Here is a 24,713-nt window from a genome sequence, read left to right as displayed (position 1 = left end):
TACACTGTCAATTTGACTTGATACATTGGTAGGTAATTGATTTAGATCAAAGGTTACCAATTAATGAATAATGAAGATAACGCATTACTAGAAGCTTATCGAGCAGTATATCTCACAGCCGAAGATTTACGGGTTGCGGCATCAATACTCTATAACGCCTATCATGATGATCCCTTCTTTATAGATTCATTGTATGCTGGTGATTTGGCTATGTACGAGCAGAAGTTGAGAGGGGCAATACGCGAGGAGCTCAATGAATTATGGCAACAAGAGCAAGCATTAATTGGCTTATTCGATTTCGATAGAATGGTAGGCGTTGCTTGTATTGTGACTCAGCAAGTTCCGTTAGGTGAGTCGAGGTATTGGCATTGGCGTTTAAAGATGCTGATCAGTACAGGTTGGCAATCAACACAGGCTTTGATCAAGAAAGAGTCTTCACTATTAGAACATCTGCCGAGCCCTCGATGTGGTATTTTGCAATTTATTGCTGTTTCCCCTACAGAGCAAGGTAAGGGGCTTGGAAGTCAGTTGGTTCAAGCAACATTAAGTTGGTGTGATGAACAACCTGAGTTAGAAGGGATTGGTGTTTTTGCTAGTGAACCGAATCATGCACAGCTTTTTAGTCAACATGGGTTTATCCTTTTAGAGCCGTTGACCATAGGTAACGTTGAGGGAGAATTGTTATTTTATCGTGGTCATGATAATGACTGAGTCGTCTAAATCTGCAGGGGGAAAAGTATATTTAACCTTTAAAGCTTTTTATCCCTTTTACCTATCCCAACATCAAAACTCTACCTGTAGACGTCTTCATTATATTGGGAGCTTATCTGTACTGGTTATTTTGATTGAAACGCTTATTACCCAGCATTGGATCCAGCTCTTGTTATTGCCTTTAGTTGGCTATGGCTTTGCTTGGATCGGTCATTTTAAATTTGAGAAGAATAGACCTGTCACTTTTCAGTACCCACTCTATAGTTTGTTGGGCGATTGTATTATGTTTGCTCAGCGGATCGTTAAGTTTTTTCGTCGTTAAACTTAGTGACTTTTATCTATTGTTATTTTCTAATGTCATCAGTTTTATCCTTTGAAGATACATAGGAGTGTTTGACCGTCGGGATTAAGATAAGTTTAGGCTCTAGCGGTTATCCTAAACGGCTATAGTCGATGTAAGAGATCTCTTACAAGAGTGTGAGACATGTGAAATGATTAATAATAGATAAACCTCACTTTTGTTAATTTATGCTTTAAAAGCAGTGCCTTATAATTAATTTTGAACAAAACCTCTCTTTCGTTAGAAACTTGCTTTTTACAATACCCCCATTATTACTCTTATTTACCCTAGAATTTAACTCGTAGAAGGAAATACAGTAAATGAATGGATTCAATGATCAGGATGATCAAAGTGACGGAAGGATCGGCACTAAAGAGAAACTATCAAGGATGAGGCACGCTAGGATGGTGTGTAGTATTACTGACTAAGGAAAGTTAAACAATCCAGGATGGAAGGTTTACTGTCTGGAAGACAGGACACATGGATAGTGCAGAAGGGATGCTACAAGGATGGATGTGGACACGCTTATGGATGAGCTAGCTCGGTAAATGGATAACCGAGATCATGGAAGAGTAACTGTTTTTTAATAAACAGATACATGGAAATAAAAGGGATGTGATAAGGATATAACAGGGATGTGTCGGGATACGCTTAAGGATTGAGTTAGCTCGGTGAATGGATTACTGAGTTCATGGATGATAACTTACTCTGATAACGAGTTTGTTATTGGGGAAAATGGAAGTCTCAAGGATGAAGCAAGGAGCATTTTGAACGCATGGATGGTGCAGGGAGCATAATAAATAGCAGGATTGCTTAACAAAAGAGATAAAGGGCGCGACTCTACTGGAGACGCGCTTTTTCTTTATTGGTTTTTTGTTGGTTTATGCCGTCAAATTTAGCGAAAACCTTTATTTACATTTACCACTGTTACAACTCCCACGAGCACCACAACTACCACCAACAGATCCCCTTGCTTCAGGCGCTTCAAGCCATTCTGGCTCAGGAAAAATAGGCCATTGAACTTTTTGAACAGTTTTTCCTTGCATCCAAATATGTGCTTGGTACTGATTGATCCCGTCGGTACTAAATTCAAGAAGGTACTTCGCTCTCCAAGTTAAGCCGCTACTGCCACCTATACTGGGTCTGGCGGACTCCATCGCAATGGCTAACAGTTGCACTTTTTGTTTTTGACACTCTCTGTTGGCAAACACACGGCTTAATTCAGCCATCTGACGAAGTTGCCAAAAAAATGCGGCAATGACGATAACTGCTGCAAATAATAAAAAATCGGTCATCATGCTTTTGTCACCTTAAATAATCCACCTATAGCGGTTGACAGTATTTCACTTCTATCAGGGTTGCGAAGATCTGATAGTAACTGAGTTCGCAATGCTGGTATTGCTACAATATCAGCAAAAATTTGATTAAAGAAGTGTTGCTCTTGTGTAGCAAGAGCTTCTAAGAATACACTTCGAATTTGCTCATCTTTCAAGGCTGCCCAGTTACGAGCGGCTATGGTGATAAGCGCATTGCTATCGAGCAAGTTGAGCTCTGCAAGGTGAGATATCCCTTTTATAGATATCGCTTCATCTGAGGCAAGAGCCCGCAGATAATAAGGTTTCAATTTATTATCTGCAATGAATAGCTTTTTCAGTATAGTGTCGGCCAACTGTTCATCGATAACTAAATGTTCGAGACATTGGCATACAGCTACTTGCACTTCAGTACTCGCATAGTCAAAGCTATTAATCAGAATCTTAAGGTGATCGAGTTCGTTAGTGCGCACACAGATATCAGCGATCCCTTGCAGTCCAACCTCTTGCCAGCTCTCAGGTTTCACTTGCCTAGAAAGGTATTGATAAGCAAATTCATACTGAGAAGAGACTTTTTGCTCAAGCTGCTTTTTTACCAGAGCATTAAAAAGAGCAAGTTTCTCTGATGTTGGTTTAAATGAAAATGGATGATTGGCTAGTCTCTGCTGTTGTTCTTCAGAGAGTACTTGTGCAGGATCGCGACCTAATGCCTCAATAATCATGTTAATAAATTGCGTTCTGGGAGCCGGTGACAGTAAACCTCGCTCATCTAAAGGCAACTTTAGAAACCAGATATAATGTTGTTGGCTTGCATCCCAAAAAACGATAGCAAATTGAGCGTGCCCTAAAATAGGGGATGGATAAGGTGTCGTGAGCTCTTCAATCTGCTTAAATATTGGCATATCAATATGTTGTACTCTTCTTCCCATATCATAGACTTGAAATTGAGTATTCGCAGTTGATAAGAACTGAGTTAAGGTTGTTATTTCGGTCATTTTCCTGCCGTAACATTGATGATCTGCTTTTTAGTAGGGCTATTATAGGGAGAAGTGAGTTGAGATGATATTATTGTGTGGCAAATATGAAGGGCTGATTTAGGTGGCATTTATCTTTTTGAAGTGTGAGTGCTCATTCTAAGGAGCTGCGCTACAAAATAGGAATAACAGCATGCTATATGTAAAAACAATTGAGAAGTTGCGTCAGTTAGAGAATGCTCTAAAAATTCATGGTTTGTGGTCAAAAGAGACCCCCTCTCAAGAAGCTATGGCTAACACATCTCCATTTAGTTGTGAGGTGATGTCATTTGAGAACTGGGTACAATATATTTTTATTCCCAAGATGGATCAATTGATTATATCGAAGAGCCCGCTTCCCTCAAGTATCTCTATCGCCCCTATGGCACACCATGCATGGAATACTCAGTCCCATTTACAGCCATTAATTATGATTTTTGATGATTTGGATAATTTACTCAGTGAACAATGATAATCAGCTAGACCAAGATAATATGCACAACTCATCTGAAGCGTTTGATGAGTTAGCCCTCAACGAAGGGCTAATGGATGAAGTGCCCCCAGAAATTGAGATACTATTTGAAGATGACGATATCGTCGTTATTCATAAACCTGCAGGACTTCTGGTACACAGATCATACCTGGCAAGGCGAGAGCGTTTCTTTGCTATGCAGTTGACTCGAGATAAAGTGGGCTGTCATGTTTTTCCCGTTCATCGTCTAGACAGGCCGACATCAGGTGTACTGCTATTCGCAAAAAGCAGTGAGATGGCAAATAATTTATGTGAGCAGTTTTCTGCTAAAACAGTCGAAAAACAATATTTAGCAATTGTTAGAGGCAATATGCATGAAGCGGGCACATTAGATTATGCATTGAGGGTTGAACTAGATGATCATGGCGATAAAGATGTTGATCCAAATAAAGCAGCTCAAGATGCAGTCACCAGTTACCAGCCTTTATTGAATGCTGAGATCCCCTATTCGTCGGGTCGATATGCAAGCAGCCGTTACGCCATGATAAAGCTCTCACCGCATACAGGCCGTAAACACCAACTAAGACGTCACATGGCTCATCTCAGACATCCTATAGTGGGTGATACAACTCATGGTGACGGTAAACAGAATAAATTTTTTAGGGAACACTTTGCGGTAAATCGACTTTGGTTAATTGCAAAAAGTCTCTCTTTTGTTCATCCCAAAACGGGAGAAAGAATGACGGTTGAGACAGAGTTAGAACAAGAGTGGTTTTCTTTATTTGATGCTTTCGGTTGGAATGAGGATATGTTGGCTGCAGAGCCGCCATCTTTTATTGCTTGATGTTTCGTTTGTTAGTTTAATTATTTTGTATGATTATCATCGCTCTTAACCTCTAATGGTGTTATTTGATTTTCTGCAGTTGGAGGTTGCGAGTTGTGTTCATCGGCATAATGGACAGTTCTGAAATAACACATACGTCTGATATGTGCGGATCGATGAAGGTGTTTAAGGTGCTTCTGTCGACTTGAGTGGCGCATCGAGTTATATCCTTGAAGTTTCAAGCAAAGTAAGTTGGCATGAAGCTATCAATAAAGTATTGTTTAATTATAAAGCTAAATTGATCTCAGGGCGATGTATAACATGAGAAAAGTGAATCTGATTTTTGGAACTGTGTATGGCAATGCACAATTTGTCGCCGAAACGTTAAGAGATGATATTCAAGAAATAGGTAAACAAGTTAAACTATTTCAAAGCGATGAGCTTACAAGCTTCCTTCCGCCTCAGCATGAGGTGCTATTAATTGTGTGTTCAACCACAGGCCAGGGGGATATCCCTGATGATATTCTTCCTTGGTTTGAGATGCTTAAATCACAAGCTCCTTATCTGCCTAATTTACAATACGGTGTCATCGCATTAGGAGACTCAAGTTACGATACCTTTTGTCGAGCTGGAATACAGTTTGATGAATTGTTGACTGAGCTGGGTGCTCACCGTGTCGGTCGACTGTTGAAGATAGACGCCGGTGAAACGATGGAGCCAGAGCTTGCAGCCAAAGCATGGTTGCAGATCTGGAATAAACAGATCGATACCGAAGCCCCTTAGCCTAATTTAAAAGCACAGGTCTAATTAAAGGTTAATTTTATTTTTTGGCTTTGGAGTTGAAAGAATATGGAACGTAAAGTGTTGATCACAGACTGCGCTGATGCTCAGGGTTTGATCACTAAAATAACAAGTGTGTGCTTTAACCATAAACTCAATATTATTAAAAACAGTGAGTTTGTTGATAATTCACATGGGCGCTTCTTTATGCGAACCGAATTAGAGGGGGAGTTTAACGATGAGTTAATCTTAAATGACCTTGAGAATATATTACCATTAACTAGTCATATTAAGCTGGTTAGTTCGGGAAGAAAACGCATTGTTATCTTGGTTACCAAAGAGGCCCACTGTCTAGGTGATATTTTGATGAAAGCTTACTATGGTGGGTTAGATGTTGATATCGCAGCGATAGTGGGAAATTATCAGAACTTAGCGCTCTTGGCTGAAAAGTTTGATATTCCATTTCATTATATTTCTCATGAGGGATGCTCGCGCGTCGAACATGAGAAAAAAATGGTGACTGTGATTGAGGAGTATCAAGCTGACTATCTGGTTTTAGCCAAGTTTATGCGTATATTGACGCCGGAGTTTGTTGAACTATTTCCTAATCGTATCATTAATATTCATCACTCTTTTTTGCCTGCGTTTATTGGAGCATCACCTTATCGTCAAGCTTGGGAGCGAGGCGTAAAGATTATTGGTGCTACAGCTCATTTTGTGAATAACTGTTTGGATGAAGGCCCTATTATCAAACAGGATGTCATTCACGTTGACCATAGTTATAGTGCAGATGACTTAGCTAGGAATGGACGAGATGTTGAGAAGAGTGTACTTAGCAAAGCTTTACAATTAGTTATCCACGAAGAAGTGATCGTCTACGGCAATAAAACCGTCGTGTTTTAGCTTACCTAAAGTATTCCAATGAGAATGATAAATAAAAGAGCCTTAATGGCTCTTTTATTTATACGTTATAACTCGGTTTGATGTATTAAATATAATATTTTATCAATAGGTCACCGCTAAGATGCCATCTGAGCTATTACTCATGACTAAATCTTTAATCGTTACCGTTCCTCTCATATATCGGCCAATATGCTTTGCGGTTTTGTCTGCACCTTGACTGAGCACAAATTGATGAAAAGTCTCACCGTTACAGATTAAACGCGGGTAGATTCGTTGCTCATTGATACGGTAACTTTTTACGGTGTCACGCAATTTGTACACGCTGTTACTGGCCCCCGCTTTACACACGTCGACAAGTGTCTTTTCGAGTTGTGGATGCATAGCTGCTGTCACATTAAAGGCAAGTGGGGTTAAGATCAGGGTTGCAATGATTAGTCGTTTTTTCATGGGTAGCTCCTAGTGTCTTTTCTTCGAGGTTGGTTAGATTTAAGACTGTTTTTGCTAGGAAAGCTGTAAGTTATTTGTAGTCAAGTGTATCAAGATGTGGTGGTAGGAACAGAGTGTTTCACGGTGTAAAAATTTGTGTTTTTAAAAGAGAAAACATAAAAAACTCCCACTTATTTGAGTGGAAGTTTTTTTCATTCTACTGAATTAAGGGTTAATCGACAATTCTTAATAGTTCATTGATACCGACTTTACCACGAGTCTTAGCATCGACCTTTTTCACAATAATTGCAGCGTAAAGATTATAGTTGCCACATTTTGAAGGTAGAGTACCAGAAACAACGACTGAGCCAGCAGGCACTCGTCCGTAATGGACTTCACCTGTTTCGCGATCATAGATACGCGTACTTTGACCCAGATAAACGCCCATTGAAATTACGCTGCCTTCTTCAACAATCACGCCTTCAACTACTTCAGAACGAGCACCGATAAAGCAGTTATCTTCGATAATAGTTGGGCCAGCTTGCAATGGCTCTAAAACACCACCGATACCGACACCACCAGAAAGGTGTACATTCTTACCGATCTGCGCACATGAACCCACAGTCGCCCATGTATCGACCATAGTACCTTCATCTACATAAGCGCCAAGGTTAACGTATGACGGCATTAAAACGGTGTTCTTACCGATAAAGGAGCCTTTGCGAACGGCTGCTGGTGGTACGACTCGGATAGCTTCCTTTCTGAAGCGAGCTTCATCGTAATCGGCAAACTTCATCGGCACTTTATCAAAGTACTTAGTTTCAGCACCGTCGATAACAGCATTATCGAAGATACGGAATGAGAGCAATACCGCTTTTTTCAGCCACTGGTGGACATGCCATTGCCCATCAATTTTTTCAGCAACTCTAGCTTCACCAGTGTCGAGCATGTTGATAACCTGCTCTATATCAGCACGTAAACTTGGCTCAACTGTATTAGGACTAATTTCTGCACGCGCTTCAAAAGCTGCTTCTATGCGTTGGCGTAAAGCCTCCATCAATGTCTCCCGGTTATGTAATTGATTAAATTTCGTTGGAAATGATTATATACTCAAGTGGTACAAAATTACTTTGGTAAGAAGAAATATAAAAGAATGATTTAGCATAATTAATGCTATCTAACACTTCGCTCACTTTTCATTGGTAAAATATTAACTGTTTTATTTTCCAATTAAGTCATGACTTGCTTTGTAAAAGCGTTGACTAGACTTTCTTGTAATAATTGTTTCTGTTCAAGGTTGAGCTCTTCGCCATCGGCATTTTGGAGCATAAAAAAATCTTCTGCTCGTTCGCCTATGGTCGTTATTTTTGCGGTGAGTAGCCTTATTTTACAGCGGTATAAGATATCACCAACTTTGGCGAGTAACCCTGGGCTATCTAAAGTGATCAGTTCCATCATACTTGTACTGCTACGACGTGAAGGCAAAAAGCTTACCTGAGTGCGCACCCTAAAGGGCTTCATTTGCCGTGGTAGCTTCTTAAATTTAGGCAACTTAGCCGTATCACTGCTTAAGGCTTTCACCAGCGCTTTTCGGAGGCTTTGAATACGTGATGTCTGAGATACTGAACTGCCATCTTGTTCAAGAATAACGAATGAATCCAGTACATAACCGTCTTTTGATGCCATGACACTAGCTTCATGGACATTGATGTTTTTATTGTCCAATACTGCCATCACAGTCGCAAACAGTTTAGGTTTATCTTTACCATAGATAAATAGTTCTGTACCACCTCGGGTCGTGTGCTTTGAGATAAGTACTAAAGGCTCTGCTTGCTTATGTTTTAAGATCGCATCACAGTGCCAGGCTATTTGGTTCGCTTGGTGTTTTAAAAAATAGTCAGCTTTAAATCGTTGCCAAAGAGCATCTAAACTTTTCTCTTTAACACCGCGCCTGAGTAGCTCTTTTTTTGCCTTGGCTTGGTGCTCACGCACTCTGGCACGAATATCAACAGGTTTCTCTTTGCCACGAGCGAGCACTCTTTGGGTTGAGAAGTAGAGTTCGCGTAGTAGGGAACCTTTCCAGTTGTTCCAAGTTTTTTCGTTGGTGGCACATATATCCGCCACGGTCAGACAGTAAAGATAACTTAAATGCACGGCGTCACGCACTTTATCGGCAAACTCTCCGACGACGTCGGGATCGGAGATATCACGTCGTTGAGCAGTTACTGACATGACTAAATGGTTCTCAACTAACCAACTGACCAATCGACCGTCATGATCGCTGAGATCGTGCAGTTTACAGAAGGCTAAGGCATCGACGGCCCCCAGTTTACTGTGATCGCCGCCACGTCCTTTTCCAATGTCATGAAAAAGCGCTGCGAGCACCAATAACTCTTTTTTGGGCAGTTGGTTGATGAGTACAGAGCCTAAAGGAAACTCCTCTCTTTGCTCCGGCTGAGAGAAACGATCAATATTTTGCAATAATCTGTGGGTGTGTTCATCAACAGTGTAAGCGTGGAAAAGATCGAACTGCATTTGACCTTCAATCTCTCGCCAAGCGGGAAGATAAGCGGATAAAACCCCATGTTTATGCATCAGCGAAAGTGAAGCGATCCCTCTGGGATGGCGCAGTATAGCTGTAAAAATGACCCGGCAGGCAGGGTGGTTCATCAAAGGTTGAGTTTGTGAACGTCTCGCTTTTCTTAAACTTCTGAGCGTTGGGGCGTAAATCCCTTTAATGTTAGAGTTCTTAGCGGCATAAAGAAACAGATTTACAATCTCAGCAGGATTGTCAAACAAGTGTTCGTTTAAGCTTTCAATAAAACATCCTCGGAGTTGATAGTTTTGATTGATGGGCTTTATTTCAAGTGCCTTGGTGTGGCCAAGTGTCGCTCGTTTGAACAGTTGAAGCAGCATCTGGTTAAGCTCCATTACCCGCCTGACAGTGCGATAGTAACGTTTCATCATCTGTTCAACGCCTAATTGAGTCGAGTCCTCATAGCCTAATAGATCGGCTACCTGACGTTGAAGGTCGAACAATAAACGGTTTTCATCTCTGCCTGAAATAATGTGCAGTGCAAACCTGAGCTCCCATAAAAACGACTGACATTCAAGCAGTTCATCGAGTTCATCAGGTTCTAAAAATCCATGTCCGACGAGATCTGCCGTTTTGGATGCATCGAAATAGCGCATAGCAACCCAAGCTACCGTGTGAATATCTCTTAATCCCCCTGGACAAGTTTTAAGGTTGGGTTCTAGATCAAAGGCACTCGCTTTAGCATGGCGAGCAAACTGCTCGTCACGTTTGGCAATATAGAATTTACTTGGGGGCCAAAAATCATCATTTCTGATACTGGCATAAAGAGCTTGGTATAAGGTTTTAGGTCCGGCTAAAAGCCTTGACTCGATCAGATTGGTGGCGATGGTGACGTCACTCTTTCCCAGTTCGATTGTTTGTTCAATACTGCGAACACTGTGACCCACTTCTAACCCCGCGTCCCATAAGAAAGCAATATAGCCACTCAATGCTTTTTCTGCAGCAAGGCTTAACTCTGCGTCGATGAGAAATAAAAGATCGATATCAGATTGGGGATGTAGCTCGGCTCTGCCATAACCCCCAACAGCGATAAGTGCGATGGGGTAGCGGTCAAGTTTTTGGGCATGCCATTGGTGCTGTAATAGTTGATCGACAAAATTACCGCGCTGAGCGACTAATTGCTTGATATCACCCTGAAGGCGAAATTGGGAGAGTAATTCGTTGTTTTGTTCGAGTAGTGCGGCTTTGGCGAGTAGCGCTGGTGAAGTGGTCATCGATTCCCTTGAACAAGCTAAATATTACCGATTTATTCTAATGCAAAGGCTATAGAGTAAACCGATAATAAAATTATCTATCTTAGATTTAGTGATTAATGATTCTAGGGAAATCCTCTTCAGCACGAAGGGTTAATATTTCGACTCCCGTTTTAGTCACTAATAATGTGTGTTCCCATTGAGCAGATTTTTTACCATCTGATGTGGTGACAGTCCAGTTATCTTCTTTATCTAAGATACAGGTATGACGACCAGCGTTGATCATCGGCTCTATGGTAAAACACATGCCTGAACGTAAAACTGTTTTATCACTATTTTTGTAGTGCATGACTTGCGGCTCTTCATGAAAGCCAGCACCTATACCATGACCACAGTAGTCTTTTACGATACTGTATTTTTCAAGACCCGTTTTTTTGGTCTTAATGAATTTTTCTACAATGGTACCAATCTCGCCGAGCTTCATGCCTGGTCGAACCTTTTTGATGCTGGCGTAAAGACTCTCTTGAGCGACGCGGCACAAACGCATATCTTTAGGACTTACATCACCAATAAGGAACATTTTTGATGTGTCACCATGAAATCCATCTTTGATAACCGTAATGTCTAAGTTAACAATATCGCCATCTTTAAGGGGGCGATCATTTGGGATACCGTGACAGATAACGTCATTGACTGACGTACAGATGGATTTTGGAAAACCGTGGTAATCGAGAGGAGCTGAGATTGCACCATTTTCTTCAGTAAATTTTGCACAGAGTTCATTGAGTTCATTCGTCGTCACTCCCATCTTTACAAAAGGGGCTACCATCTCAAGTACTTCTGCGGCAAGTTTACCCGCAGCGCGCATCTTTTCAATCTCTTCAGCAGTCTTTATTACTATACTCATTAAGCTATCTCTCGGGTTTTTTTAATGACGAATTCAGGGGGTAATTTACAGCAAAAATTTGTGTTTGTAATCCCAATATGGTATAAAGCGCGCCGTTATGTTTGACTCTGTCACCTCAATTATTGGCAAAAGCAACAAACTCTAATCGTTCTGTATTAGGATTTTAGCAGTATGTCATGAAGTGTAGAATTAAACATTACTGCCATTATACATGGCTAATTGTAAATACTAAATCACACACGTGTCGACACATTCTCCGGGGTGCCTTTATATAGGTCGGAGATATGGGATACGTGGAGGTCTAACCCCTAATTATTTAAGGTATTAAAATGACTACAGTTTCAATGCGCGACATGCTACAAGCCGGTGTTCACTTCGGTCACCAGACTCGTTACTGGAACCCAAAAATGAAGCCATTCATCTTTGGTGCTCGTAATGGTGTTCACATCATCAACCTAGAGCACACTGTGCCTATGTTCAATGAAGCACTTGCTTTTATTAGCAATGTTGCATCAAAGAAAGGTAAAGTTCTTTTTGTTGGTACTAAGCGTGCTGCAAGCGAAGCTATCAAAGAGTCTGCTATCTCTTGTGATCAGTACTACGTTGATCACCGCTGGTTAGGCGGTATGTTGACAAACTGGAAAACAGTTCGTCAATCAATCAAGCGTCTTAAAGATCTTGAGAGTCAGTCTATTGATGGTACTTTCGACAAGCTTACTAAGAAAGAAGCGCTTATGCGTACTCGTGAGCTTGAGAAGTTAGAAAAATCTCTTGGTGGTATCAAGAACATGGGTGGCCTACCTGACGTTATTTTCGTTATCGGTGCTGACCATGAGCATATCGCTATTAAAGAAGCCAATAACTTGGGTATCCCAGTTGTAGCTGTTGTTGATACTAACTCTTCTCCAGACGGTATCAACTACATCGTTCCTGGTAACGATGACGCAATGCGTTCAATCCGTTTATACACTGAGTCTGTTGCTGCTGCTGCTAAAGCTGGCCGTGGTCAAGACTTAGCTGTACAAGCTGAGCAAGACGGTTTCGTCGAAGCTGAATAATAAGGTTGATGATTTTCATCTCCCATATTAACCAAGCTAGTTGATTGGTGATCAGGGGCCTTTGGCCCCTGTTTCCTATTTGAAGAATTATTTTTAGAGGATTTAACAATGGCAATTACTGCTGCCCAGGTTAAAGAACTTCGTGAGCGCACTGGCGCTGGCATGATGGATTGTAAGAATGCATTAACTGAAACTGCTGGTGACATTGAGCTAGCGATTGATAATATGCGTAAAAGCGGTGCTGCTAAGGCTGCTAAAAAAGCAGGTAACATCGCTGCTGAAGGCACAATTCTTATTAAGAATGGCGAAGGCTTTGCTGCACTTTTAGAAGTTAACTGTCAAACTGACTTCGTTGCAAAAGATGCAAACTTCCTAGGATTTGCTAACGCTGTTCTAGAGGTTGCTGCTGCATCTAAAGTTTCTATCGAAGATCTGAAAACACAGTTCGAAGATACCCGTATTGCATTAGTGACTAAAATTGGTGAAAACATCAATGTACGTCGCGTTGAGTACATCGATGGTGCTAACCTTGCTTCTTACCGTCACGGCGATCGTATCGGTGTTGTTGTAGCTGGCGACGCTGACGAAGAAACGCTTAAGCACATTGCAATGCACATTGCAGCTTCTAAGCCAGAGTTTGTCAACCCTACTGATGTTCCAGTTGAACTCGTTGAAAAAGAACAAGCACTTCAAATCGAAATCGCTATGAACGAAGGCAAGCCTGCTGAGATCGCTGAGAAAATGGTTGTTGGCCGTATGAAGAAGTTTACCGGTGAGATATCGCTTACAGGTCAAGCTTACATCATGGAGCCTAAGAAAACTGTTGGCCAAATTCTTAAAGAGAAAGGCGCTACAGTATCAAACTTTATTCGTCTAGAAGTTGGCGAAGGTATCGAGAAGAAATCAGAAGATTTTGCTGCAGAAGTTGCTGCACAGATCGCTGCTTCTAAGGCTTAACCCCCTTACTCAAGCCCCCATAAGACCGTAGCAACCGCTGCGGTTTTATCGTATATCAGATAATTACCTATCGGCATAAATCAGGACAATAACAATGAGCACGAATCCTAAACCTGCATTTCGACGTATTCTTCTTAAGCTTAGTGGCGAGGCCCTTATGGGTGAAGAAGGTTTTGGCATAGATCCTAAGGTGTTGGATCGTATGGCTCAGGAGATAAAAGAACTGGTTGAGCTTGGCATTCAGGTAGGTGTGGTTATCGGTGGTGGTAACTTATTTCGTGGTGAAGGACTGGCTAAAGCTGGTATGAATCGCGTAGTGGGTGATCACATGGGTATGCTTGCAACTGTGATGAACGGTTTGGCGATGCGTGATGCTTTGCACCGTGCCTACGTTAATGCAAGATTAATGTCTGCAATCCCCCTTAAAGGTGTATGTGATGATTACAACTGGGCGGAAGCGATTAGCTTACTGAAATCCGGTCGTGTGGTCATCTTTGCAGCAGGAACGGGTAATCCTTTTTGTACTACTGACTCCGCTGCGTGTTTACGCGGTATCGAAATCGAAGCTGAAGTGGTTTTAAAAGGCACTAAAGTTGATGGTGTCTACTCAGATGATCCAGTTAAGAATCCAGATGCAGTAAAGTACGATGAAATGGGTTACGATGAGATACTTGAAAAAGAATTGAAAGTGATGGATCTTGCTGCATTTACGATGGCGAGAGATCATAATATGCCTATATTAGTATTTAACATGAATAAACCTGGTGCTCTACGCCGCGTTATTATGGGCGAGCATGAAGGAACAATGATCAAGTCGACAAGAGCGAGTAACCTCGTTGTATAGACATCGAGAGTGAAGCTTGCAGGCAAGCTATTGCTATGCAAACGCTTTAGTTCAATGAAGATTAAGCATTCAGAGACACATAAAGGACAATTAACGTGCTAAACGAAATTAAAAAAGATGCTAAAGAGCGCATGGATAAATGCGTAGAAGCGACTAAATCACAGATGGCTAAAGTCCGTACTGGTCGTGCACACCCAAGTTTGTTAGATTCGATTAAAGTGTCTTATTACGGCTCTATGACACCGCTTAAGCAAGTCGGTAACGTCGTTATTGAAGATGCACGTACCTTGGCTATTAACGTATTTGACACCACCATGATCCAGGCTATCGAGAAGGCTATCATGAGCTCAGATTTGGGACTTAACCCAATGTCTGCGGGGTCAACTATTCGTGTTCCCTTGCCTGCTCTGACTGAACAGCGTCGTAAAGACTTAATTAAAGTTGTTCGCGCTGAAGCTGAAAACGGTCGTATTGCGGTACGTAACGTACGTCGTGATGCGAATTCAGATGTGAAAGGGCTAGAGAAAGATAAAGAGTGTACTGAAGATGACGTACGCCGTAGTGAAGAAGATGTGCAGAAATTCACCGATGCACATATCAAACTGATTGATGAGATTTTGGCTGCAAAAGAAGCAGAGTTGATGGAAGTCTAATCTCAGACTAAGAAACTAGAGTTAAGGCGCCGTGTAGAGGTATACTACACGGCGTTTGTCTATTTAAAGGGTTGTAATAGATGTCAATCGACTCCGAATCTTGTTCAGAGTTTTCTGCTGATGACCTCGCAGAACTTGTTAAACTGTCTACTCCAAAGCACGTTGCTATCATTATGGATGGCAATGGTCGTTGGGCTCAGGCGAAAGGCAAGCCTAGAGTTATGGGGCATAAAGCAGGTGTTAAAACGGTGAGACGTGCAGTCAGTACTGCCAGAGAGATGGGCATTGGTTCGTTAACTCTGTTTGCGTTTTCGAGTGAGAACTGGCGTAGACCTGATAAAGAGGTCACTCTTTTGATGGGGCTGTTTTTTACTGTACTTCAACGAGAGATTAAACTGTTGCATAGCAATGGGGTGAGACTCAATATCATCGGTGACATTAGTCGTTTTTCTGAACGGTTGCAGAAACAGATCGCAGTTGCAGAAGAAAAAACCGCAGATAATACTGGTATGATCCTCAACATCGCGGCTAATTATGGCGGCCGTTGGGACATCATGCAAGCAGCTAGAAAATTGGCTGAAAAGGTAGAATCTGGTGAAATGACCAGCAGTCAGTTCACTGAAGAGGCTTTAAGTCGACATTTAAGCATGCAAAATCAGCCTGAAGTTGATTTAATGATCCGTACGGGTGGTGATTACAGAATAAGTAATTTTATTCTCTGGCAAGCTGCGTATGCTGAGCTGGTGTTTACCGACATCCTATGGCCTGATTTTGATGAACACGCATTTAAACAAGCAGTAGCAACCTTTGCTTCAAGACAACGTCGATTTGGTTTGACTGGTTGTCAGATAGAGTCGTTGCAAGAAATTAAATAATTGTAGAGGGACAGTTTTGCTAAAACAACGAATAATAACAGCAATATGGTTAATCCCCTTGGTTTTGGGGGCTGTTTTTGGGCTTCCCACTGAATACTTCTCCTGGGTTCTTATAGGAGTATTTTTAATTGCTGCCAAGGAGTGGGGGCAGATAATCGATAAACGCTGCCAGATAACACAGTGGAGCTTTACGGTAACGATTGGCATCTTGTTAGTGGCATTAAACTTGTTTGTGCCAAGTGATGAGTTGTGGTTTAAGGGGCACCTTCACCCAATCTATCTTTCGATTATTTTAATCGGAGCCTTCTGGTGGATCATCGCTTTCCTGCTCGTTATATCGTTTCCTAAGAGTGCAGTATTATGGCAAAAAAGCCATATGTTCAAGTCAATGTTTGGTCAGTTAACTCTTATCCCATGTTATGTGGCACTGGTTGCGCTTAAGGGCTTAAGCACTGAAGCCGATCCTTATTATGGTGGCTCATTAGTTTTTTTAGTCATGTTAGTGGTGTGGGCGACAGATAGCGGCGCTTATTTTGCGGGTAAAGCCTTCGGTCGTAGCAAGTTAATGCCAAATGTCAGTCCGGCTAAAACCATAGAAGGTTTAGTGGGTGGACTGGCGATGAGTATGGTGATTGTATTTGCTATCATGCAGGTATCTCCTGAGCAGGAACTAGGTTTGGTCATTTGTGTGACGCTTTTTGTGGCCTTGGTGTCTGCGGTGGGTGATCTGTCTGAGAGTATGTTTAAACGTGTGGCTCAGATTAAAGATTCTGGTAAGATTTTGCCTGGACACGGCGGTGTGTTAGACCGTATCGATAGTTTAACCGCTGCATTACCTGTATTTACATTAATCTATATTGCATTTTGGATGTAACTTTCATGCAGAACATGGTGATATTAGGGGCGACAGGATCAATTGGTGCAAGCACGCTTAGTGTGGTCTCCAAAAATTCTGAGATGTATTCGGTCTATGCTTTAGTGGCAAATACCAATGTCGACAAGATGCTAGCTTTATGTGTGCAGCATCAACCCAAAGTCGCACATATGGTCGATGCTAAGGCGGCTAAACTATTACAAGATAGTCTGCCGCCGCATTTAAAGGTTGAAGTAACAACTGGTGAAGATCAGCTTCACGCTATTGTTACCGCAACTTGTGTTAATACCGTTATGGCTGCGATTGTTGGGGCTGCCGGGCTCATGCCAACATTAGCGGCTGTTAAAGCCGGTAAACGAGTGCTGTTAGCGAATAAAGAGTCTTTGGTGATGTCAGGCCGACTCTTTATTGAAGAGATGAAAAAATCTGGTGCTCAAGTATTGCCAGTAGACAGTGAACATAATGCTATTTTTCAAGCTTTACCTGAGTCAGAGCAACAAAAAATAGGTTTTTGTGAATTAGACAAAGCCGGTATTTCTCATATTTTGTTAACGGGTTCTGGTGGTCCATTTTTGACCTCTGAGCTAAATTCATTATCTCAAATGACCCCTGATCAAGCCTGTAAACATCCTAATTGGTCTATGGGACGTAAGATCTCTGTTGATTCGGCCAGTATGATGAATAAAGGGCTTGAGTATATCGAAGCGCGCTGGTTATTTAATGCTAGCAGCGAACAGATTAAAGTCGTTGTCCATCCTCAAAGTGTTATTCACTCTATGGTGCAGTTTAGAGATGGGTCGGTAATTGCGCAATTGGGCAATCCGGACATGCGAACACCTATTGCACATTGTATGTCTTATCCACAAAGAATTCTTTCTGGAGTTGAACCTTTAGACTTTTTCAAAGTCGGACAGTTAAGCTTCTTAGAACCTGACTTTACTCGTTTTCCTTGTTTAGCATTAGCGATAGATGCTTGTGAACAAGGACAGGAAGCAACAACAATATTAAATGCAGCTAATGAAATATCAGTAGCGGCATTTTTAGATAATAAAATAACGTTTACCGATATTGCTAAAGTGAATGAAAACTGTTTAAGTCAGGTACCTAAACAAGCACTGAACAATATTGATGACATTTTAGCGTTAGATATACAGACACGTGTCTATGCGACAGAATGGCTAAACAGAATTTAATTGATCTCTGAGGAAGGGAATGACCGATTTTTTATGGAACTTAGGTTCCTTTATCATAGCATTAGGTATGCTCATTACTGCACACGAGTATGGCCATTTTTGGGTCGCCAGGCGTTGTGGCGTCAAAGTTGAACGCTTCTCTATCGGTTTCGGTAAAGCGATTTGGCGTAAAGTGGGCAAAGACGGTACTGAGTATGTTCTTGCTCTCATCCCGCTTGGTGGCTACGTTAAAATGCTGGATGAGCGGGTAGAAGATGTACCAGAGGAGCTTAAAGATCAGGCATTTAACCGTAAAACAGTTTGGCAGCGAATAGCGATAGTCGCGGCGGGGCCTCTAGCTAACTTTCTTTTCGCCATCATTGCTCTGTATTTCATGTACCTTATTGGTGTTCCCTCTATAAAACCTGTGATTGATACGACTACTTTAGGGACTCCTGCGGCACAAATTCAGGTGGATGAGCCGATGCAGATAACCTTGGTGGGCGATCGATCGGTAAGAAACTGGGAAGAGGTCACTTATGCATTAATTGGTCACATAGGTGATCCTGAGATTGAATTAACGCTGACTCCAATGAGTAGTGTGACTGATATTAATGATTCAACACCTTCAGCTCAAGGTGAGAAGTACACATTAAATACTGAGAATTGGAAGTTTGATCCTGAAAAAGAGTCGCCAATAACCTCTTTGGGTTTAGGGATCTATCGACCCGCTATTACTCCTGTGTTAGGTCTTGTTAGTCCTGATGGTGCTGCAGCTGAGGCTGGCATTGAAGTGGGCGATACCTTAGTCGCGATGAATGACGCGCCTTATCTTGATTGGGATGTATTTGTTGAGCTGATAAAGTCATCGGCAAATAAGCCTGTTGAGATAACGGTAAGACGAGCAGGCGAGCAACTTAAGTTTGTCGTTACTCCTCAAGAGAGGGAGAATGCCAAAGGTGAGATTGAAGGTGTGATTGGTATTGCGCCGACTCAAGCCGCTTGGCCAGAAAATATGAAACTGCAGTTAGAATATGGCTTTATTGAATCTTTTGCAGTAGCGGCAGATAAAACATGGCAACTTGTTGATGTCAGCTTTAAGATGATTGGCAAGTTGTTCACTGGTGATATATCAGTGAAAAATTTAAGTGGACCAATATCTATTGCACAAGGTGCGGGTAATAGTGCTAACTATGGCTTGGTTTACTTTTTAGGTTTCCTCGCATTAATCAGCGTGAACTTAGGCATTATCAATTTATTGCCTTTGCCAGTGCTTGATGGGGGACATCTGTTATATTACTTCATTGAAGTGATCACAGGCAGGCCTGTACCTGAAAAGGTTCAGGAAATTGGATTCAGATTTGGGGCAGCTATGCTGCTAATGTTGATGAGCATTGCGCTTTTCAATGATTTCTCCCGACTCTGAGCAAGGACACACATATAACTAGAAGTGCTCTATGAGATTTAATAAACTTTTTGCCTCGATGGTATTAGTCGGTGCGTCTTTATCAGGGAACGGTTGGGCAGAAACATTCCAGCCTTTTGAAGTCACAGATATTCAAGTTCAAGGCCTACAACGTGTAGCTCTTGGTGCAGCCTTACTGACAATTCCAGTCAAGGTTGGTGATACTGTTGATGAACTTAAACTTCAACAAGCCATCAAAAGCTTGTATGCCTCGACTAACTTTGAACATATCAAGGTTAGTCGTGACGGTGGTGTATTGATTGTAACGGTCAAAGAGAGACCGACAATTAGCACCGTTACCTTTGAAGGCAACAAGGATATCAAAGATGAACAGTTGCAGGAGAGTCTAGATGGCTCCGGTGTTAAAACCGGTGAATCACTCGATCGCACTATGTTATCCGGAATTGAGAAGAGTCTACAGGACTTCTACTATGGTGTCGGAAAGTATGGCGCCAAAGTTGAAGCTCAGGTTATCAACCTGCCTCGAAATCGTGTTGAATTAAAATTCAACTTTACCGAAGGTTTAGCTGCTGAAATTAAGCAGATAAATATTGTTGGTAATGAAGTTTTCAGCGATGCTGAGCTAATCGGTATGCTTGAGCTTAAAGACTTTGTTGCTTGGTGGGATCTGTTTGGTGAACGACGCTACCAGAAACAGAAGCTAGAGGCGGATCTTGAAACCGTTAAATCTTTTTACCAAAACCGAGGTTATATTCGTTTCGACGTCACATCGACTCAAGTGACAATGACGCCAGATCGTAAAGGGCTTTATATTACGATCAATGTCGATGAAGGTGAGCCGTACAAGGTTAAAGAGGTTAACCTAACGGGCGATTTGATGGGGCGTGAAGAGCTGATGAAAGCGATTCTTCCTATTAAAGTGGGAGATACGTATAACGGAGCCGATGTGACCTTTGCCGAAGAGATGTACGGTAAATACCTAGGTCGATTTGGTTATGCATACCCTGAAGTGAAAACTTATCCTGAAATTGATGACGAGACCAAAGAGGTCAGCTTAAACGTTAATATTAAGCCGGGTAAACGGGTTTACGTGCGCAGTATTAACTTTTCAGGTAACCAGATCACTAAAGATGAAGTGATGCGTCGTCAGTTACGTCAGATGGAAGGAGCTTGGTTAAACTCAGCGCAGGTTGAACTTTCGAAATCGAACCTTAACCGTCTTGGCTACTTTGAAACGGTCGATACTGAAACGATTCAAGTTCCGGGTACCGATGATCTTGTCGATGTTGCGTTTACTGTAAAAGAGCAACCGTCAGGTTCTTTTAATGCTGGTGTTGGTTACGGTACAGAATCGGGTATGAGTCTGCAGTTTGGTGTTCAGCAGAGTAACTTCCTCGGTACAGGTAATCAGGCTGGTATTAACTTAAATACCAATAAATACTCTAAGAACGTCAATCTATCCTTCACTGACCCTTATTTTACTAAAGATGGTGTCAGTCTCGGTGGTAGCATCTACTGGAATGAGTTTGATGCAGATGAGGCTAACCTAGAAGCTTATAAAAACAGTTCATACGGTATCGCGGTTAACTCAGGTTTTCCAATTAATGAATATAACCGTATCAATGGTGGATTAGGTTACCGTCATAACGAAATCTCAGAGATTTCAGCTTATGAGCAGGCACTGCGTTTCTATAACATTTACCGTGATAGTGACGATCCTAATGCTTCATTAGCGTTCAATAATTTCGAGGCTAACTTAGGTTGGTCACGCAGCAACTTAAACCGAGGCACCTTTCCATCGTCTGGTTCATCTCAGCGCTTAAGTACTAAGATCACTATTCCGGGTTCCGATCTGCAGTACTTTAAAGCCGATTTTGATACGAGTTTCTATTTCCCTGTTAATCGCAGTCATAGCTTTGTGTTATTAACGAAGGCGCGGCTTGGTTATGGTAATGGTTATGGTCAGTTTAACGACAATGATCAGATTTTACCTTTCTGGGAAAACTACTACTCAGGTGGTAGCAGTTCATTACGTGGTTTTAAGTCTAACTCTGTTGGACCGCGTTCGTTCTACCTGTCTCGTGGTCTAGAGCCTTGCTCACCGGATCCATCGGGGGATGGTTGTTACCTACCAGGAGATCCTAACCAAATTCAAGTCAGTGATGGTCGCTCCATTGGTGGTAATGCGATAGCAACAGCCAGTATCGAGATGATTGTACCGACGCCTTTCTTGGATGAGGCTTACACTAATTCAGTACGTACCAGTTTCTTCGTCGATGCCGGTAACGTATGGGATACTGAGTTTGACTATGATTCATACCGATATCTTCCTGCTCATGAGTTTGATAAGCTAGAGGATTACTCTGACCCAGCCCGGATCCGAGCATCTTGGGGCATGAGTGTACAATGGCTGTCACCGATGGGACCTATGGTGTTTAGTCTTGCATGGCCAATCAAAGAATATGAAGATGATGAAACTGAAATTTTCTCATTCAATATTGGCAAAACTTTCTAAATTCTAACTAATTTAAATAAAGAGATATCGGCAAGTTTTGCTGAATACAGGAGTATTTTGATGAAGATGTTTAATCGAGCGATGACGGTTTTGGTTTTACTGGCTGCCCCTTTAGCTGCACAAGCAGAGAAGATTGCAGTTGTTGATATGCAAGCCGTTTTCGAACAGTTACCCCAGCGTGAGCAGGTGACTAAAACACTTAAAACTGAATTCGGTGATCGGGTTGCTAGTGTGCAAAAGATGCAGGAAGATCTGCGTGGCATGCTTGAAAAGCAGCAACGTGATGGTGCGTTAATGAGTGAAAGTCAGAAAACAGATATGGTTCGTAAAATGGAATCAATGAAGTCTGAGTTACAACTTAAAGGTAAAGCACTCGATGAAGATATGCGTCGTCGCCAAGGTGAAGAGCAGAATAAGTTGTTAGTTAAAGTTCAGCAAGCTATCAACAAAATAGCTGAGAAAGATAACTATGACATGGTGCTACAACGTGGTGCAGTTATTTATGTTAAGCCTACTGCTGATATCAGCAATAAAGTAGTTGATGCGCTTAGCAAAGGTTAATTATAGATGACATGCTACACGTTAAGAGAGCTTGCTGAAGCTCTCGACGCTGAGATCCAAGGTGATGAGACACTGGTTATTTCCAGTGTCGCGACACTTGAAAATGCTGCCCAAGGGCAGCTCTCTTTTTTAGCGAATACAAAATATCGCGCTCAACTTGAGACGACTCAAGCGAGTGCTGTATTGATCTCTCCTAAAGCGCTTGCTGGCTTTACTGGCAATGCACTCATTTTAAATGATCCCTATGTAGGTTTTGCTCGAGTTGCCCAGTTATTAGATAACACACCAAAATCAGCAGTGGGGATCCATCCAACGGCTGTGATTCATCCAAGCGCGAGTTTAGGTGAAGGTGTTGCTATTGGCGCTAATGCGGTTATTGGTGAGGATGTTATTTTAGGTGAGAACGTTCAAGTAGGTCCAGGTTGTGTTATTGGACAAGAGAGTATTCTTGGTTCAGGGACTCGTCTTTGGGCTAATGTCACTCTTTATCATAACGTTCATCTGGGACAAGATTGTATTATCCATTCAGGGGCAGTGCTTGGTTCTGATGGTTTTGGTTACGCTAATGAGCGCGGCCAATGGATTAAAATTCCACAAACAGGTGGGGTGCGCATTGGGAGTCGAGTTGAGATTGGTGCGAGCACAACCGTTGATCGTGGTGCTATTGAGCACACAGAGATCCACGATGGTGTTATTCTCGATAACCAAGTTCAGATTGCTCATAATGATGTGATCGGGGAAAATGTGGCCATTGCAGGTAATTCTACCATAGCAGGCAGTACTAAAATTGGTAAGTACTGTATAATTGGCGGAAATAGCGCTGTTGCGGGTCATTTGACCATTGCTGATGGGACTCACATTTCTGGTGGTACCAATGTCACCAGTATTATTCGTGAACCAGGGGTTTATACCTCCACGAGTGTAGCGATGCCTAATAAGTTATGGCGTAGGAATACTGTTAGATTTAAGCAATTAGATGAGCTATTTCAACGTGTTAAACAGTTAGAGAAAAATGTTAAAACTGAGGATTAACTGCCTAAAGGTAGTTTGAGGAATATTGAGTGTCTGAACAATTAAATACTATGGATATCAAAGAGATAATAAACTGTTTGCCCCATAGATACCCATTTTTATTGATTGACCGAGTGTTGGATTACACACCTGGTGAGTCACTGCACGCGATTAAAAACGTCACTATCAATGAACCTTTCTTTCAGGGACATTTCCCGGTTCAACCTGTGATGCCTGGCGTACTTATTTTAGAAGCAATGGCGCAAGCTACGGGCATTTTAGCTTATAAAAGCATGGAAGCAGCCGCTGAGGATTCGTTGTATTATTTTGCTGGTATCGATAAGGCACGTTTTAAGCGTGTTGTTGAGCCTGGTGATCAGTTGCATTTTGAAGTTAAGATGGTGAAAGAGCGCCGTGGAATTGGGGTGTTCACAGGTGTGGTTAAGGTTGATGGTGAGTTAGTCTGCTCAGCTGAGATCATGTGTGCCCGTAGAGAGATTAAGAAGTGATAGATAAATTAGCGTATATTCACCCAGATGCCAAAATTGGTAATAATGTCACTATCGGTCCATGGACCTATATTGGTGCTAATGTTGAAATTGGTGATGATTGTTGGCTAAGTTCTCACGTTGTCGTGAAGGGACCAACGGTTATAGGCAAGGGCAACAGAATATTTCAATTTGCCTCTGTGGGTGAAGATTGCCAAGATAAAAAGTACGCAGGTGAACCGACACGTTTAATCATGGGTGATAATAATATCATTCGAGAATCGGTCACCATTCACCGAGGTACGACTCAAGATAAAGGTGAGACACGCATAGGTTCAAATAACTTGTTTATGGCTTATGTACATATTGCCCATGACTGTGTTGTTGGGAATAATGTGATCATGTCTAACAATGCGTCTATTGCGGGCCATGTGCATGTGGGTGATTGGGCCATTTTAGGTGGTTTAACTGGCGTGCATCAGTTTGTTCATATTGGTGCTCATGCGTTTACTGCGGGTTATTCACTCATCTTGCAAGATGTGCCTCCTTTTGTGATGGCATCGGGTCAACCTGCCATTCCTCGTGGTTTGAATAGTGAAGGTATGAAACGTCGTGGTTTCTCTAAAGAGAGTCAGATGGCGGTTCGTAGAGCGTACAAAACCCTTTATCGCAAGGGGCACACAGTTGAAGAGGCATTAGTGGCTTTGGCTGAAGAGTCTGATGATGAACAAGTTAAGCTGTTAATCGACTTTGTAAGCAGTTCTAATCGTGGCATTATCCGCTAATTATACATATAAACATA

The 24,713-nt window shown here is 41.9% G+C and carries 25 protein-coding genes; 19 read left to right on the top strand and 6 right to left on the bottom strand.

Annotated features, from left to right (window positions below; all coding sequences use genetic code 11):
* The first annotated feature begins 63 nt into the window (after positions 1-63).
* A complete protein-coding gene (locus HWQ47_RS18815; RefSeq protein WP_269967594.1) occupies positions 64-711 on the top strand; it encodes a GNAT family N-acetyltransferase in 648 nt (215 codons plus the stop codon).
* The gene (locus HWQ47_RS18810) at positions 698-1,033 is read left to right on the top strand and encodes an Mpo1-like protein (protein WP_442802081.1); all 336 of its coding nucleotides are present in this window, start codon (positions 698-700) and stop codon (positions 1,031-1,033) included. The genes HWQ47_RS18815 and HWQ47_RS18810 overlap by 14 nt, the downstream gene beginning before the upstream one ends.
* Before the next feature lie 926 nt (positions 1,034-1,959).
* Here HWQ47_RS18810 and HWQ47_RS18805 read toward each other — a convergent pair.
* The gene (locus HWQ47_RS18805) at positions 1,960-2,349 is read right to left on the bottom strand and encodes a DUF3301 domain-containing protein (protein WP_269967592.1); all 390 of its coding nucleotides are present in this window, start codon (positions 2,347-2,349) and stop codon (positions 1,960-1,962) included.
* Entirely contained in the window at positions 2,346-3,359 is a 1,014-nt protein-coding gene (locus HWQ47_RS18800) for a DUF3549 family protein (protein WP_269967591.1), read from the bottom strand. Before HWQ47_RS18800 ends, HWQ47_RS18805 begins: the two co-directional genes overlap by 4 nt.
* 172 nt (positions 3,360-3,531) lie before the next feature.
* On the opposite strand from HWQ47_RS18800, the gene HWQ47_RS18795 reads away from it, so the two are divergent.
* The 4 genes from HWQ47_RS18795 (at position 3,532) to purU (ending at position 6,355) form a co-directional block, all read left to right on the top strand.
* Complete coding sequence (locus HWQ47_RS18795; RefSeq protein ID WP_269967590.1) at positions 3,532-3,849, top strand: YqcC family protein; 318 nt, start codon at positions 3,532-3,534, stop codon at positions 3,847-3,849.
* A gap of 22 nt (positions 3,850-3,871) precedes the next feature.
* Positions 3,872-4,693 (top strand): tRNA pseudouridine(65) synthase TruC, encoded by an 822-nt coding sequence (gene truC / locus HWQ47_RS18790; RefSeq protein WP_442802083.1) that lies wholly within the window; start codon positions 3,872-3,874, stop codon positions 4,691-4,693.
* 300 nt (positions 4,694-4,993) lie between these two features.
* Positions 4,994-5,455, top strand: a complete 462-nt coding sequence (locus tag HWQ47_RS18785) for a flavodoxin (RefSeq protein ID WP_269967589.1) — start codon at positions 4,994-4,996, stop codon at positions 5,453-5,455.
* Positions 5,456-5,521: 66 nt separating this feature from the next.
* The gene (purU, locus tag HWQ47_RS18780) at positions 5,522-6,355 is read left to right on the top strand and encodes a formyltetrahydrofolate deformylase (protein WP_269967588.1); all 834 of its coding nucleotides are present in this window, start codon (positions 5,522-5,524) and stop codon (positions 6,353-6,355) included.
* A gap of 102 nt (positions 6,356-6,457) precedes the next feature.
* On the opposite strand, the gene HWQ47_RS18775 is transcribed toward purU, so the two are convergent.
* From HWQ47_RS18775 to map, 4 genes are all read right to left on the bottom strand, one after another.
* Positions 6,458-6,802 (bottom strand): DUF3718 domain-containing protein, encoded by a 345-nt coding sequence (locus HWQ47_RS18775; RefSeq protein ID WP_269967587.1) that lies wholly within the window; start codon positions 6,800-6,802, stop codon positions 6,458-6,460.
* 211 nt (positions 6,803-7,013) lie between these two features.
* The gene (dapD, locus tag HWQ47_RS18770) at positions 7,014-7,838 is read right to left on the bottom strand and encodes a 2,3,4,5-tetrahydropyridine-2,6-dicarboxylate N-succinyltransferase (protein ID WP_269967586.1); all 825 of its coding nucleotides are present in this window, start codon (positions 7,836-7,838) and stop codon (positions 7,014-7,016) included.
* A 173-nt stretch (positions 7,839-8,011) separates the two neighbouring features.
* Positions 8,012-10,591: a bifunctional uridylyltransferase/uridylyl-removing protein GlnD gene (gene glnD / locus HWQ47_RS18765; protein ID WP_269967585.1), complete on the bottom strand. Its 2,580-nt coding sequence runs from the start codon at positions 10,589-10,591 to the stop codon at positions 8,012-8,014.
* 88 nt (positions 10,592-10,679) lie between these two features.
* Positions 10,680-11,477: a type I methionyl aminopeptidase gene (gene map, locus HWQ47_RS18760; protein WP_269967584.1), complete on the bottom strand. Its 798-nt coding sequence runs from the start codon at positions 11,475-11,477 to the stop codon at positions 10,680-10,682.
* A gap of 329 nt (positions 11,478-11,806) precedes the next feature.
* Between map and rpsB the strand changes: the two genes are divergently transcribed.
* The 13 genes from rpsB (at position 11,807) to lpxA (ending at position 24,696) form a co-directional block, all read left to right on the top strand.
* A complete protein-coding gene (rpsB, locus tag HWQ47_RS18755; RefSeq protein ID WP_144040216.1) occupies positions 11,807-12,535 on the top strand; it encodes a 30S ribosomal protein S2 in 729 nt (242 codons plus the stop codon).
* A 108-nt stretch (positions 12,536-12,643) separates the two neighbouring features.
* Positions 12,644-13,492: a translation elongation factor Ts gene (gene tsf / locus HWQ47_RS18750; RefSeq protein WP_269967583.1), complete on the top strand. Its 849-nt coding sequence runs from the start codon at positions 12,644-12,646 to the stop codon at positions 13,490-13,492.
* Positions 13,493-13,586: 94 nt separating this feature from the next.
* On the top strand, positions 13,587-14,336 hold the full coding sequence (pyrH, locus tag HWQ47_RS18745; RefSeq protein ID WP_269967582.1) for a UMP kinase: 750 nt from the start codon (positions 13,587-13,589) through the stop codon (positions 14,334-14,336).
* 95 nt (positions 14,337-14,431) lie between these two features.
* Positions 14,432-14,989 (top strand): ribosome recycling factor, encoded by a 558-nt coding sequence (gene frr, locus HWQ47_RS18740; protein ID WP_269967581.1) that lies wholly within the window; start codon positions 14,432-14,434, stop codon positions 14,987-14,989.
* Positions 14,990-15,069: 80 nt separating this feature from the next.
* Positions 15,070-15,864 carry a polyprenyl diphosphate synthase gene (uppS, locus tag HWQ47_RS18735; protein ID WP_269967580.1) on the top strand — a complete coding sequence of 265 codons (795 nt, stop codon included), beginning with the start codon at positions 15,070-15,072 and terminating at the stop codon, positions 15,862-15,864.
* A 16-nt stretch (positions 15,865-15,880) separates the two neighbouring features.
* Complete coding sequence (locus HWQ47_RS18730) at positions 15,881-16,738, top strand: phosphatidate cytidylyltransferase (RefSeq protein ID WP_269967579.1); 858 nt, start codon at positions 15,881-15,883, stop codon at positions 16,736-16,738.
* A gap of 5 nt (positions 16,739-16,743) precedes the next feature.
* On the top strand, positions 16,744-17,931 hold the full coding sequence (gene ispC, locus HWQ47_RS18725) for a 1-deoxy-D-xylulose-5-phosphate reductoisomerase (protein WP_269967578.1): 1,188 nt from the start codon (positions 16,744-16,746) through the stop codon (positions 17,929-17,931).
* Positions 17,932-17,950: 19 nt separating this feature from the next.
* Positions 17,951-19,336 carry a sigma E protease regulator RseP gene (rseP, locus tag HWQ47_RS18720; RefSeq protein WP_269967577.1) on the top strand — a complete coding sequence of 462 codons (1,386 nt, stop codon included), beginning with the start codon at positions 17,951-17,953 and terminating at the stop codon, positions 19,334-19,336.
* 31 nt (positions 19,337-19,367) lie between these two features.
* Positions 19,368-21,851, top strand: coding sequence for an outer membrane protein assembly factor BamA (bamA, locus tag HWQ47_RS18715; protein WP_269967576.1), 2,484 nt, complete (start codon positions 19,368-19,370; stop codon positions 21,849-21,851).
* Positions 21,852-21,917: 66 nt separating this feature from the next.
* Complete coding sequence (locus tag HWQ47_RS18710; RefSeq protein ID WP_269971787.1) at positions 21,918-22,412, top strand: OmpH family outer membrane protein; 495 nt, start codon at positions 21,918-21,920, stop codon at positions 22,410-22,412.
* A 6-nt stretch (positions 22,413-22,418) separates the two neighbouring features.
* A complete protein-coding gene (gene lpxD / locus HWQ47_RS18705; protein ID WP_269967575.1) occupies positions 22,419-23,444 on the top strand; it encodes a UDP-3-O-(3-hydroxymyristoyl)glucosamine N-acyltransferase in 1,026 nt (341 codons plus the stop codon).
* A gap of 29 nt (positions 23,445-23,473) precedes the next feature.
* On the top strand, positions 23,474-23,932 hold the full coding sequence (fabZ, locus tag HWQ47_RS18700; RefSeq protein WP_269967574.1) for a 3-hydroxyacyl-ACP dehydratase FabZ: 459 nt from the start codon (positions 23,474-23,476) through the stop codon (positions 23,930-23,932).
* The gene (gene lpxA / locus HWQ47_RS18695) at positions 23,929-24,696 is read left to right on the top strand and encodes an acyl-ACP--UDP-N-acetylglucosamine O-acyltransferase (protein ID WP_269967573.1); all 768 of its coding nucleotides are present in this window, start codon (positions 23,929-23,931) and stop codon (positions 24,694-24,696) included. Before fabZ ends, lpxA begins: the two co-directional genes overlap by 4 nt.
* Positions 24,697-24,713: the final 17 nt, after the last annotated feature.

Source organism: Shewanella sp. MTB7 (assembly GCF_027571385.1).
GTDB lineage: Bacteria > Pseudomonadota > Gammaproteobacteria > Enterobacterales > Shewanellaceae > Shewanella.
Note: the sequence above shows the minus strand (reverse complement) of the source record. Positions and strands in the feature narration are given on the sequence as shown.